The organism is Streptomyces sp. RK62 (assembly GCF_018070255.1).
Classification (GTDB): domain Bacteria; phylum Actinomycetota; class Actinomycetes; order Streptomycetales; family Streptomycetaceae; genus Streptomyces; species Streptomyces nigra.
This window is the reverse complement of record NZ_JAGPYD010000008.1, coordinates 337,731-350,971: the sequence shown is the minus strand read 5'-3', so window position 1 is coordinate 350,971 and position 13,241 is coordinate 337,731. Positions and strand designations below refer to the sequence as shown.

Sequence of the window (13,241 nt, the reverse complement as noted above, 5' to 3'; positions counted from 1 at the left end):
GTTACGCCGGGACGCTAATCTAGAACAAGTTTCAGACTTGATCGTTCAGGAGGCTCTGAATCTACCGGCAGGTAGCGCCGCTGTGAGCGATGGATCAGGTGATTCACGCCACGACCGAGCCCTGGCATGCTCTGTCCGGTCACCCACCCTCACCGACTGTCACGGAACGGGATCCATGCCTGCGGAAGTCAGTAGCGCGAGCCCCTCCTCACCGGCTCTCACCGAGCGTCAGGAGGCCCGCCGCCGACGCATCCTGCACGCCAGCGCGCAACTCGCGAGCCGGGGCGGCTTCGACGCCGTGCAGATGCGCGAGGTCGCGGAGTCCTCCCAGGTGGCGCTCGGCACGCTGTACCGCTACTTCCCGTCCAAGGTGCATCTGCTGGTCGCCACGATGCAGGCCCAGTTGGAGCACATGCACGGCACGCTGCGCAAGAAGCCGCCGCAGGGCGCGACGGCGGCCGAGCGGGTCGCGGAGACCCTGATGCGGGCGTTCCGCGCCCTGCAGCGCGAGCCGCATCTGGCGGACGCGATGGTGCGCGCGCTGACGTTCGCGGACCGCAGCGTCTCCCCCGAGGTGGACCAGGTGTCCCGGCAGACGACGATGATCATCCTGGACGCGATGGGTCTGGAGGACCCGACGCCGCAGCAGCTCTCCGCCGTCCGCGTCATCGAGCACACCTGGCACTCGGCCCTGATCACCTGGCTGTCGGGGCGTGCCTCGATCGCCCAGGTGAAGATCGACATCGAGACGGTGTGCCGGCTCATCGACCTGACGGCCCCCGAGGAGCCGGCGCGGCACCGCTGAGCGCGCTACTCCTCGGGCGGGAACACCGGCTCCCCGCTGCCCAGCACCGTGATGGCGATGGCCTCCACGGGGCAGCCCTCCGCCGCCGCGAGGACCCGTTCGTCGGCGTCGGTCTCCGGGTCGGCCGGATGGGACTGGCGGGCGGTGTCGAGGCGGAAGCCGCCGGGGGCGTGGTGGAGGCACTGGGCCGAGCCGATGCACAGCGACCGGTCGACCTCGACGTGCCAGCGGTCGCCCATCGTCACGCCTCCCAGCCGGCGGGCAGATGGATCATCTTGTGCTCGAAGTACTCGCCGAAGCCCTCGGGCCCGAACTCCCGCCCCAGCCCGGAGTTCTTGTAGCCGCCGAAGGGGCCGAGCATGTCCAGGCTGAAGGTGTTCACGGAGTAGGTGCCGGTGCGCACCCGGCGGGCGATGTCGACGCCGTGCGCGGTGTCGGCGGTCCAGACGCTGCCGCTCAGGCCGTACTCGGAGTCGTTGGCGATCCTGACGGCCTCGGCCTCGTCGCCGTACGGGAGCAGGCAGATGACGGGGCCGAAGATCTCCTCGCGGGCGATGCGCATGGTGTTGTCGACGTCCCCGAAGAGGGTGGGCTCGACGTACCAGCCCTTCTCCAGCCCCTGGGGCCGCCCGCCCCCGGTGAGGATCTTCGCGCCCTCCTCCTGCCCGATCCGTATGTAGTCGAGGCTGCGCCGCTGCTGGCGGCGGGCGACGAGCGGGCCGACCTGGGTCGCCGGGTCCAGCGGGTCGCCGACCACGAGGGCGCCGGCCGCGGCGGCGAACGCCTCGGCGAACTCGTCGTAGCGGGAACGCGGGAGGAGGATGCGGGTCTGGGCGACGCACGCCTGCCCGTTGTTCATCCAGGCCGCCGGCACGACCCCGGCGACGGTCGCCTCGACGTCCGCGTCGGGCAGGACGACGGCCGCCGACTTGCCGCCGAGCTCCAGGGTGACCCGGGTCAGATGACGGGCGGCGACCTCCATGACGCGGCGCCCGGCGGCGACCGAGCCGGTGAAGGAGACCTTGTCGATGCGCGGGTGCCCGACCAGGTACTCGCTGACCTCGCGGTCGGCGGGGAGGACGGACAGGACGCCGTCCGGCAGCCCGGCGTCCCGGGCGATCTCGGCCAGGAGGTAGGCGTCCAGGGGCGATTCGGGGGACGGCTTGAGGACGACCGAGCAGCCGGCGAGCAGGGCGGGCGCGAGCTTGGCGGCGGCGACGAACTGCGGGACGTTCCAGGGCACGACGGCCGCCACGACACCGACCGGTTCACGGCGTACGAGGATGCGCCCGAGGACACCGTCGCGCGGCTCCTCGTAGGAGAAGTCACGGGCGACCGTGATCGCCGCGTCCCACACCATCATCGCGCCGAGGGCCTGCGCGAGGACGCTCCAGGAGTAAGGGGAGCCGTTCTGGGCGGAGATGAGCCGGGCGATCTCGTCGTGCCGGGCGGCGATCCCGTCCTTGATCCGGGTGACGACCTCGATCCGCTCGGCGAGGCTCGCCCGGGGCCAGGGCCCGTCGTCGAAGGCCCGCCGCGCCGCGTCGACCGCCCGGTCCACGTCGGCGGGCGTGGCGTGCGGCACCCGTCCCATGACGTCCTCGGTATGCGGCGAGACCACCTCGATGACGTCCCGTCCGAGGGGGCCCGTCCACTCCCCGCCGATGAACAGCTGCCCGTGTTCCACGAGTTCGGTCATGACCGACTGCCTCCCCGGAGCCGCGCCTGGATGCGCCTGAACACTGACGGCCTTGGCCGCTCGTCTCTGACGGCCCATCAGATATAGAGCAACTGATACCAGTTCCACCCCGAGGAGTCCACGGAACGCGCACCACCCTCGGGGCCCATTGGATGACTCGGGCTCCCATCGAAACGCGTTCTAGTTACTATGGCCGGGGCGGCCGGTTCGTGCCGCGGACGTCGCGGTGATGGGGGAGCCCATGACGCAGGTGTACGACCATGGCGGCGGGGTGCGGTCCATACGGGTCCCGATCCCGGACAACCCCCTCGGCCACACCCTGGTGCACGTCGTCGACACCGACCGCGGCCCGGTGCTCGTCGACACCGGCTGGGACGACCCGGACTCCTGGGACACCCTCACGGACGGCCTCGCGGCCTGCGGCACCGCGCCGGAGGAGATCCACGGGGTCGTCATCACCCACCACCACCCCGACCACCACGGCCTGTCCGGCCGGGTACGGGAGGCGTCCGGCGCCTGGATCGCGATGCACGCGGCGGACGCGGCGATCGTCCGGCGCACGCGGGCGACGCGCCCCGAGACGTGGTTCGCTTACATGGCCGACAAGCTGGCGGCGGCCGGCGCCCCCGAGGAGCACGTGGCCCCCCTGCGCGCCGCGCGCCGCCCCGGCTCCCTGCCGGGCTTCTCCCCCGCCGACCCCGACCGGGAGATCGTCCCCGGCGAACTCCTGGACCTGCCCGGCCGCCGCCTGCGCGCGATCTGGACGCCGGGCCACACGCCGGGCCACGTCTGCCTGCACCTGGAGGAGGAGCACCCGGCCGGACTCCCCGGCCACGGCCGGCTGTTCTCCGGCGACCACCTCCTGCCCGGGATCACCCCGCACATCGGCCTGTACGAGGACCCCGACGACATGACGTCCACCGACCCCCTGGGCGACTACCTGGCCTCCCTGGAACGCGTCGCCGCCCTCGCCCCCGCCGAGATCCTGCCCGCCCACCAGCACGCCTTCACGGACGCCCCGGCGCGCGTACGGGAGTTGCTGGACCACCACGAGGCCCGCCTCGCCGGCCTCCTCGCCCTCCTGACCACCCCCCTGACCCCCTGGCAACTGGCCGAACGCATGGAGTGGAACCGCCCCTGGGACCGGATCCCACCGGGCTCCCGCACCATCGCGGTCGCCGAGGCGGAGGCCCACCTCCGCCGCCTGGTCAAACTGGGCCGGGCGGAGGCGGTGGCGGGGGGTGAGGGGGTGGCTTATGTGGCGGTGTGAGGCGGGGAGGTGTGCCGGGCGGAGGGCCCCGTCATTCGCCCTCGCCGGAGCCCCTCACACCCTCTTCACAAGGCCGTATTCTTCGAGCGGTTGGCCGGAGGTCGTCTTGTCACGGCCTCCGACCGAATGCAGCATGAAGGTGTCGAGTTGCCGACGCCGCTGCCGGAATGCCCAGTACGGGACGCGACACCATGCGGGATCACGGTGCTCCGGGGCGCATCACCCGAGGGGAACTGTCATGCACAGCGACGTAGTGAACCACGCCGCCGCACACGCAGTGGGTGAAGCCCGTCGTGCCGAGAGCAAGCCCGCCCGCCGCGGCCGCGGACGTCTGACCCATCTGAGCCTCCGACGGGAACGGGACGTCCTGCGCGTCTCGTCGCTCGGCAGTGGCACCGTCGCGGGTTTCAATTCCTCGATCTGAGACGGGCCGCGGTCGACATGGCGGCACCCGCGACAGCACGGCCCTTCCGGCAGTTCGTGGTGAAGATCCACAGCCGGTGCGACCTCGCGTGCGACCACTGCTATGTCTACGAACACGCCGACCAGAGCTGGCGCCGCCGCCCCCGGGTGATGGCGCCGCGTATCGTCCGGGCCACCGCCGAACGGATCGCCGAGCACGCGCGGACCCACCGTCTCGACCGGGTCACCGTGGTCCTGCACGGAGGTGAGCCGCTGCTCGCGGGCCCCGCACGGCTGGCGGCCATGGCCCGAGAACTCCGTGACCACCTCGACGGTGTCGCCGCACTCGACCTGCGCATGCAGACCAACGGGCTCCGCCTCGACGACGACTTCTGCGCACTGCTGGTCCGTGAACGGATCAACACGGGCGTCTCCCTGGACGGCGACCGGGAATCCCACGACCGGCACCGGGTACGGGTCGACGGCTCGGGCAGCTACGACGACACGGTGCGCGCGATCCGCCTGCTCGGCCGGCCCGTCCACCGTCCGGCGTTCGCCGGTCTGCTGTGCACCGTGGACGTGGCGAACGATCCGGACAGGGTTTACGGCGCCTTGACCGAACTGCGCCCGCCCCGCGTCGACTTCCTCCTCCCCCACGCGACCTGGGATCACCCGCCGGCCCGTCCGAAGGGCGGCACGGACTACGCGGACTGGCTGATCACCGTGTACGAGCGGTGGAACGCGGAGGACAGACCGCTCAGCATCCGGCTGTTCGAGTCGGTCGAGGCCGCCGCGAGGGGGGAGCACGGTTTCACCGAGGCGCTCGGGCTCGGCAGCCCCGACCTCCTGGTGATCGAGACCGACGGGGCGATCGAGCAGGCGGACTGGCTCAAGACGGTGGCCGAGGGCGCCCCGGAGACCGGCTACCACGTCCTGGTCGACAGCTTCGACGAGGCCGCGCGCCACCCCGGGTTCCAGGCCCGCGTCCTGGGCCTGGACGGGCTGTCCGCCCAGTGCAGGGCCTGCCCGGTGGTGGCCGTCTGCGGTGGCGGGCTCTACGGCCACCGGTACAGGTCGGGAAGCGGCTTCGCCAACCCGTCGGTGTACTGCGCCGACCTGCTCAAGCTCATCGGCCACATCCAGTCGGCCGCCCCCTCGGTGCCCCGGCACACCGTGCTCTCGTCCGACCTCGGCGCGCTGACGGCCGGCGGCGCGTCGGAGCCCGACGCCGTACGGCGGCTGGTGGAGGCCCAGTTGGACCTGCGGCACGCGATGCTGGCGTATCTGCGCCGTGCGGGCGTCGGTTCCGAGGAGGCCTGGCAGGCCCTCGTGCAGTTGGAGGGGCCCGCCCTCGACGCCGTGCTCGCGGACCCGATGGTCCACTCCTGGGCCGTGCGGGCCTGTTCCGCCGAGACGCGCGGGCAGAGCGTGCCGGACGTCGAGTTCCTGGCGGGTCTGGCCCTGGCCGCGGCGTTCCGCGCGGGACGGCGGCTGGACGTCCCGGTCCGGGCGGGCGGCCGTGGTGAGCTGCTGCTGCCCTCGGTCGGCCGGCTGCGGTGGCGGCCGCACGACTCCCGCCGGGACGACGGGGGGATCCGGGTGGGGACCGACGGCAGGGACGTGTGGCGGATGGACGGCGAAGAGGTCGCCTGGGAGCCGTTGCCGCGCCTCTCGGTCGGCGGGGTCGAGATGAGAGTGCAGGCCGACCCCCTCCTCCGACCGCGTGGCACGCCGCCCGATACGGCCGCGGTGTGGCGGCGGCCCCTTCAGGCGGCCTGGGACGTCCTGTCGCACCGGCACCCCCATGAGGCCGCCGCTCTGGCGGCCGGGGTGAACACCTTGATCCTGCGCGCCGGTACGACGGAACCGCACCTCCCCCGTCCGCCCTTCGGCGCGCTGGCCCTGAGCCGGCGGGAAACGCCCCAGGACCTCGCCCTGACCCTGCTGCGGGAGTGGCAGCACGCGAAGTTCGCCGCGCTCCGCGACCTGGACGAGTTCGGCGACACGGAGGCGGCGCTGCGCCAGGCCTACGCCCATCTGGGCGTGGCCCGCGCCTGGCACGCGCGCCAGGGCCCGGCGGCCCGGGGTCAGGCCGTCCGCTGGGGGCAGCGCGCTCTCACCGCGCTGGACGCCTTCGCCGCCGGGGCCGAGGCCCTGCCACCCACCGGCCTGCGTCTCGCGGCCGCCATCGAAGCAGCCGTCGCCCAGCTGACCGCGGATCGATGACAGCGCCCTACACCAGCCCTCAGCTCGCGCACGACCTCCGCGCCCTCGGACTGCGGTCGGGCGACGTCGTCCTGGTGCATTCCTCACTGCGCCGGATCGGCCCGACCACGCGCGGGCCGGGCACCGTCGCCGACGCGCTGCGGACCGCCGTCGGCGCCTCGGGCACGATCGTGGTGCCGACGTTCACGGCCCCCAACTCCTTCTCCTCTCCCGCCTATCGAGAGCGGGTGCGGGGCCTGACGGCCGAGGAGATCGAGGCGTACCGGCGGACCATGCCCGGGTTCGACGCGGCCACCACTCCCAGTGCTGGCATGGGCGCCGTCGCGGAGCGGGTGCGCACGACGCCGGGCGCGCGGCGCAGCGGTCATCCGCAGACCTCGCTGACCGCCTGGGGACCGCTGGCGGACTTCATCACCCGGGACCATCCGCTCGACTGCCCGCTCGGGGAGGACTCCCCGCTCGGAAAGCTCTACCGGCTCGACGCGCGCATCCTGCTACTGGGGGTGGGCTTCGCGTCGTGCACAGCCTTCCACCTGGGCGAATACCGCTCACCCGACCCGCCGATCCGCCGCTACGACTGCTTCGTCACCGAGGGGACCGGGGCCGACGGAGCGCCGCGCCGGCGGCACCGCTGGTTCGAGAGCGTGGACCTGGACGACCGGGACTTCGCACGGCTCGGCGCCTGGCTGGAGCACGAGCACACCGACACCGGGGAGCGCGTGGTCCGGCGGGGACCGGTGGGAGGAGGAATTGCCCGTCTCCTCCCTCTGGCTGATTCGGTGGACTTGGCTGTGGAATGGTTCAAGGAACACCGGACGGCTGGAGGGGGGCAGCGCAGGTGACCGACGACCACTTAGCCGACCGCCCGGCTGATTCCCAGGTCCCTTTCTTCTTCCACAGCTACGGGCAGACGCATTCCGGATCCGCCGGCTCGCGCGCTCCGGACAACCGGCAGGAGCAGTTCCACGATCTGCTGAGCCAGTTCGTCCTCCAGCTGACGACGCACGACGCGACGACGCCGGTCGGCTTTCTCGACCAGCACATTCCGCTGGGCGGCGAGTGGGAGAAGGCCCTGAAGGAAGCGCTGGCCACCTGTCGGGTCTTCGTGCCGGTGTACTCGCCGCAGTACTGCGTCAGCACCTGGTGCGGCATGGAGTTCGACGGGTTCGTCCGGCGGCAGACCGAGCACCGTCGCTCCGAGCCGTACACCGTCAGCGCGATCGTCCCGGTGCTGTGGACCTCGCCCGGCCGGTTCACCCTGCCCGAGGCGGTCCAGCCGTTCCAGTACGACGGTCCCGACCTCGACCAGGACTACCAGCTCATGGGGTTGCGGGGGCTGATGGAGGCCGGGAAGTGGCGGGTCTACCGGCGGACCGTGTGGCGTATCGCCGAGCGGATCGTCGACGTCGCCACGGCGGCCCGGCTCAGACCCTGCGACGTCAGCCTCTTCGACGACCTGCGCAATGTCTTCGCGCCGCGCACCCAGGGGGACTCATGACTGCCACGACTCCGGTCTTCTTCCTCAGCTACGCGCGCACCCCGGGGCCGCACGGGGCCGACGCCGACCAGCCGGTCTTCTCCTTCTACGACGACCTGCGCAGGCAGGTGGCCCGGCTGACCCGGGTGACGGCGCAGGACGCCGGGCACGTGGACGCCCCGGACGCTCCGTCGGACGCGTGGCAGTCGGCGCTGGCGGCCTGCCGCGTCTTCGTCCCGCTGTACGCGCCGCGCTACTTCACCGACCCGCTGTGCGGGCGCCAGTGGACTGCGTTCAGGCGCCGGGGCGGCCGGCACTACGGCCGTGCCGTGGTCCCCGTCCTGTGGGTCCCGCCCACCGACGGCACCACCCTGCCGCCGGCCGCGCTGGAGATCTCCACGCATCTGCCGCGCGCGGGCGGCGCCGAGGAGCGGCGCGCCCAGGACCGTTACGCGGAATCGGGTCTGTACCGGCTCATGGAGCTGGAGGACGATCAGCGTGCCTACCGACAGGTGCTGGCGCGTCTCGCCGAGCGCGTCGCGCGGGCGGCGAAGGACTCACCGGCACCGGCCGGAGCGGAGCAGGTGGGCGACCGGCACGGTCTGGAGGACGCGTTCGCGCCGCAGCGCTCGAAGCCGACCTTGCGGATCACGGTCCTCGCGCCGACGGCCGGCCGGCTGCCTCCGGGGCGTGAGGCGGCCACGTACGGGCCGGACACCGAGTCGTGGCGACCGTATCGCACGGCGTCCGGATCGCTGACCCAGCAGGCCATCGCTCTCGCCGGCAATCTCGGCTTCGAACCGGAACTGGTCGCCTTCGACAAGGCGTACGAGAGCATCGCCCATGACGGGCCGGGGCGGGAGCCCGCCCGGCCTGTCGCGCCCTGGGTGCTCGTGGTCGACGCGTGGGCGCTCGGCGACCCCAGGACGTCGGACATGGTCCGGCGCATCGACCGGGCCAACCGGCCCTGGCTGGCCGTCATGGCGGTGCTCGCGGGCGACGACCCGCAGACGCAGCGCGACAGGAAGCGGCTGACCGAACGGCTGCGGGACACGCTGTCCTGGCACCGGCATCTGGACGACGTACGCCACACGGCCAGGGGCGCGGCCGCCCAGGGCATCGCCCAGCCCGACGCGTTCGCCTGGCTTTTCGCGGAGTTGGCGAAGAGTTGCTATTTGCGGTATCTCGATTCCATCCAGGACGATTCCCCGCGCCCGTCGTCCGGTCCGGCGCGGCGTCACGGGGAGCGGAGGACGACCAGTGACTGACGAGAACGGCGCGGGAGAGACGACGGGGACGGCGGCTGCGGATCCGGCGGAGCCGGCCGGGGGGAAGATCGTCACCTTCTACTCGTACAAGGGCGGCACCGGCCGCACCATGTCCCTCGCCAACACGGCCTGGATCCTGGCGTCCGGCGGGAAGCGGGTCCTGGTCGTCGACTGGGATTTGGACGCGCCCGGCCTGGACCGCTTCCTCCACCCCTTCCTGGACCGCGACCGGTTACGGTCGGCGCCCGGCATCATCGACCTGTTCCTGCACTTCAACCAGACCGTCCTGGAGCAGCGCAGGCAGCCGGAGAGCCACCCGGAGGACGACTGGGTGACCGCCGAAGCGGCGTGGGTGGACTCGCAAGCCAGGTTCAACCACTGCGTCATCCCGCTCGACTGGAAGTTCCCCGGCGGCGGCCGCCTCGACTACGTGTCCCCGGGCACGCAGAACAAGGAGTACCTGTCGGCGTACTCGCAGTTCGACTGGATGCGCTTCCTGGACCACACCTGGCACGGCCCGGTCTTCGTGAGGGCGCTCAAGCACGAACTGACCCAGAACTACGACTACGTCCTGATCGACAGCCGCACCGGCCTGAGCGACGTCTCCGACGTCTGCACGGTGCTGCTGCCGGACGCGCTGGTCGTCGCGTTCACCCCCAGCAGCCAGGGCATGGACGGCGCCCATGCGGTGGCCCACAAGATCGACACGCTCTACGGCTATCGCGGCATCCGCATCATCCCGGTCCCCATGCGGGTGGAGGACGCGAACGGCGAGGCCGACCGCCTGGAGGCGGCGCGGGAGCAGATGCGGGCGAAGTTCGCCGACATCGTCCGCCGCCACTGCACGCTGGACGCCCAGGAGTACTGGGGCAAGGTGGAGATCCCCTACCGGCCCTTCTACGCCTACGAGGAACTGCTGGCGCCGTTCCGGGACGTCCCCGGCCGCCCCACCTCGATGCTCGCCGCGTGCGAACGGCTGACGGAGGTCATCTCCGACGGGGAGGTCACCGCGCTGCCCCCGATGGACGACGGGGAGCGCAAGCGGGTCCTCGCCCTGTACAAGCGGCCCAGACCGCTGGAGGACACCGAGGTACGGGTGAGTTTCGTCCCCGAGGACCGCACCTGGGCCGACTGGATCGAGTTCACTCTGAAGTCCGTCGGGTTCCGGGTCCAGTTGCTGCCGCAGGGCACGCTCGAGGTCCCGGAGCGGACCGGCACCGAGCAGGCGGCGGGACCGTCCACGCGGAGCCTCGCCGTCCTGTCCCACGCCTATCGCAAGTTCGTGGACGCACGCGGCGTGCGGGACACCGCCGGCAGCCTGGAGCAGGCCGAGAACGCGCGCGGCCCGGTCGCCGTCCGGGTGGACGACGTACGGCTGAGCGCGCCGTTCTCCGATCGCGCGGCCGCCGACCTCACCCGGTGCGGAGCCGACGAGGACGCCGCCCGGCAGGTGCTGCTGAACGCCGTGGAGGCGCCGACACAACCGCTGTTCAGCCCGGTCGCGGCGAGCGACGGCGGTCCGCGCTTCCCGGGGGCCGAGCCCGCCGTGCAGTCCCTGCCGATCCGCAACCCGTCCTTCACCGGGCGGGAGCGTCTGCTGGAGTATCTGCGCGACCGGCTGCGGGCCGGCAACGGCACCGTGCTGCTGCGCGGCATGGGCGGCGTGGGCAAGACGATGCTCGCCCTGGAGTTCGCCCACCGTTACAAGGGCGACTACGACGTCGTCTGGCACATCCAGGCGGACCAGCGGAACCTCGCCGTCGAGCAGTACGCCCAGTTGGCCGGCCCGCTCGACGTGGGTGAGCGCAAGAACCCGACCGCGACCGCGACCGGCGTCAAGGAGGCGCTCGGTCTGGGGCGTCCCTACAGCCGCTGGTTGCTGATCCTCGACAACGTCGAGCATGTGAGCGATCTGTCCGACCTGCTGGTGAGCGGCAAGTCCGGGCACATCCTGGTCACCAGTCAGCGGGCCGAGGGCTGGGAGAGGTACGCCGAGATCACCGATGTCGGCGTGTTCGAGCGCGAGGAAAGCGTGGCGCACCTCAAACGCAGACTCACCGAGTGCAGCACCGAGGAGGCCGACGAGGTGGCGGCCGCCCTCGGCGACCTGCCGCTGGCGGTGGAGCACGCGGCCGCCGTGCTCCGGGAGACGGGCCTGCAGACCCACGAGTACGTCAAGCTCCTGGAACGCCAGCCGGCGACCGACACGGAAGGGCCGAGCCCCGACGACCGGCTGCTCGACGTCTCGAAGACGTGGCGTGTGGCGATCGAGCAGCTCGACAAGAACTTCCCGCCGGCCGTGCAACTGCTGAAACTGGCCGCCTGGTTCAGTCCCGAGCCCATCTCCATGGACCTGCTGCAGAGCACGCAGATCGCGCAGGCCCTGACGGGCCGGACCGGCGGTCCGGGCGGGCCCGGCGAGGAGTTCCGGCCGCGCGCCTTCGACAGCACGGAGATGATCGCGCGGGCCTTCCAGGAGCTGAGCCGTCTGTCGCTGGCCACGGTGGACCGCAAGTCCCGCAGCCTCCGGGTGCACCGCCTGGTGCAGATGTCGGTGCGTCTGAACATGACGGAGGAGGAGCAGGAGGCCACCCGGGATGCCGTGTTCCGCACACTGGTGGCCGCCCGCCCCGAGCAGGACGACCCCGAGGACCACAACACCTGGGAGCGCTACCGCATCATCTGGCCGCACCTCGGCACCCGGTGGGCCCTGACGACACCGGACTACGGCATCCGCAAGCTGATCGTCGACCGGGTGCGCCAACTGCGCCGCCGCGGCGAGCTCAAGCAGGCCTACGACCTGAGCACGCGCGTCCACGAGGGATGGGTGGAGCACAGCGGCCGTGAGGAGCGATGGGTGCTCCACATGGGCTTCCAGATCGCCAACATCCTCCGCGCGCAGGGCCGTTATCAGGAGGCCCTGGACATGGACATGGACGTGCTGCGCCGCCAGGAGGCGGTCCTGGACAGCCCGCACGACCTCCACATCCTCATGACCTCGGGCGGTGTGGCCGCCGACCTGCGGGGTCTGGGCCGCTACAGCGAGGCCCTAAAACGCGACCGCCTCAACTACGAGCGGCTCTTCGAGCTGTTCGGCGAGGACCATCCGCGCAGCCTCATGGCGGCCAACAACTACGCCGTCTGCCTGCGGGTGCTGGGGCAGTACGCGGACGCGCTGCGGCTGGACCGCAAGACGATGGAGATGAGGAACAAGATCCTCGGCTCCGAGCACGCCTACACCCGGGAATCGACGATCAGCCACGCCCGTGACCTCCTCGACTGCGGCGACTACGCGGGCGCGGAGCACCAGTTGCGGCGTACGTACGAACGCTGCCTCGCCAACCGGCAGTTCGGGCCGTCCTCCCCCACCACGGTCAACGCCGGCAAGGCCCTGGCAGGCGCGCTGCGCCAACTGGGGCGGGCACAGGAGGCGGAGGAGCTGACCCGTGCGGTGCTCGCCGCCCTCCCCGCCGAGGAGGGGTCGGCCTCACCCAACCGGCTGCTGCTCCAGCTGGGCCTGGCCGGCTCGCTGGGCGCGCAGGGCCGTACCGAGGAGGCCCTCGAACTGGCCCGCCGGGTCCTGGACGACTGCCGTCGCTTCTTCCACGACCAGCACCCCTACACCGCGGCCTGCTACGCGAACCTGGCCGTGCTGCTGTACTCGGCGAACGAGGCGGCCTCGTCCCTGGCCCACGCCGAGCAGGCGGCGCGGGCCTTCGCGGAGATCTTCGACGACGACCACCCGTTCACCCTGATGTGCCGCGTGAACGTGGCCAACGCCCAGGCCGCACTGGGTCAGCGGGAGCTCGCCCGTACGACCTACGAGGCGGTACTGGACCGGATCCGCTATGTCCTCGACGACGACCAGCACCCCGCTCCCCTGGTCTGCGCCGCCAATCTCGCGGTGGTGCTGAACGAGCTGGGCGAGACCGAGGCCGCCGAACGGCTGCGCGAGGAGGTGCTGGGCGCTCTCACGGCCCGGCTCGGCGCCGACCATCCCCGCGCCTCGGCGCTGCGCGAATGGAGCCGTTCGGGCTGGGAGTTCGACCCGCATCCGATCTGACACGCGGAAGCGCCCGCCGTCCCGCGGCGGG

9 protein-coding genes are annotated in these 13,241 nt (G+C 71.9%); 7 read left to right on the top strand and 2 right to left on the bottom strand.

Annotated features, from left to right (window positions below; translation table 11 throughout):
- The first annotated feature begins 175 nt into the window (after positions 1-175).
- Positions 176-805 (top strand): TetR family transcriptional regulator, encoded by a 630-nt coding sequence (locus tag KBY32_RS17990; RefSeq protein WP_210980744.1) that lies wholly within the window; start codon positions 176-178, stop codon positions 803-805.
- Positions 806-810: 5 nt separating this feature from the next.
- Here KBY32_RS17990 and KBY32_RS17985 read toward each other — a convergent pair whose 3' ends face one another.
- Both KBY32_RS17985 and KBY32_RS17980 read right to left on the bottom strand, forming a co-directional pair.
- Positions 811-1,044 (bottom strand): ferredoxin, encoded by a 234-nt coding sequence (locus KBY32_RS17985; protein WP_055620713.1) that lies wholly within the window; start codon positions 1,042-1,044, stop codon positions 811-813.
- Between the two features lie 2 nt (positions 1,045-1,046).
- Positions 1,047-2,504, bottom strand: coding sequence for an aldehyde dehydrogenase (locus KBY32_RS17980; RefSeq protein ID WP_055620714.1), 1,458 nt, complete (start codon positions 2,502-2,504; stop codon positions 1,047-1,049).
- A 241-nt stretch (positions 2,505-2,745) separates the two neighbouring features.
- Between KBY32_RS17980 and KBY32_RS17975 the strand changes: the two genes are divergently transcribed.
- The 6 genes from KBY32_RS17975 (at position 2,746) to fxsT (ending at position 13,210) form a co-directional block, all read left to right on the top strand.
- Entirely contained in the window at positions 2,746-3,774 is a 1,029-nt protein-coding gene (locus tag KBY32_RS17975; protein WP_210980743.1) for an MBL fold metallo-hydrolase, read from the top strand.
- A gap of 441 nt (positions 3,775-4,215) precedes the next feature.
- Entirely contained in the window at positions 4,216-6,402 is a 2,187-nt protein-coding gene (locus tag KBY32_RS17970; RefSeq protein ID WP_210980742.1) for an FxsB family cyclophane-forming radical SAM/SPASM peptide maturase, read from the top strand.
- Positions 6,399-7,244 carry an aminoglycoside N(3)-acetyltransferase gene (locus tag KBY32_RS17965; RefSeq protein WP_210980741.1) on the top strand — a complete coding sequence of 282 codons (846 nt, stop codon included), beginning with the start codon at positions 6,399-6,401 and terminating at the stop codon, positions 7,242-7,244. The genes KBY32_RS17970 and KBY32_RS17965 overlap by 4 nt, the downstream gene beginning before the upstream one ends.
- A complete protein-coding gene (locus KBY32_RS17960; protein ID WP_063885451.1) occupies positions 7,241-7,900 on the top strand; it encodes a TIR-like protein FxsC in 660 nt (219 codons plus the stop codon). The genes KBY32_RS17965 and KBY32_RS17960 overlap by 4 nt, the downstream gene beginning before the upstream one ends.
- Positions 7,897-9,147, top strand: a complete 1,251-nt coding sequence (locus tag KBY32_RS17955; protein ID WP_210980740.1) for a TIR-like protein FxsC — start codon at positions 7,897-7,899, stop codon at positions 9,145-9,147. The genes KBY32_RS17960 and KBY32_RS17955 overlap by 4 nt, the downstream gene beginning before the upstream one ends.
- Positions 9,140-13,210: an FxSxx-COOH system tetratricopeptide repeat protein gene (fxsT, locus tag KBY32_RS17950; protein WP_308293749.1), complete on the top strand. Its 4,071-nt coding sequence runs from the start codon at positions 9,140-9,142 to the stop codon at positions 13,208-13,210. The genes KBY32_RS17955 and fxsT overlap by 8 nt, the downstream gene beginning before the upstream one ends.
- Positions 13,211-13,241 lie beyond the last annotated feature (31 nt).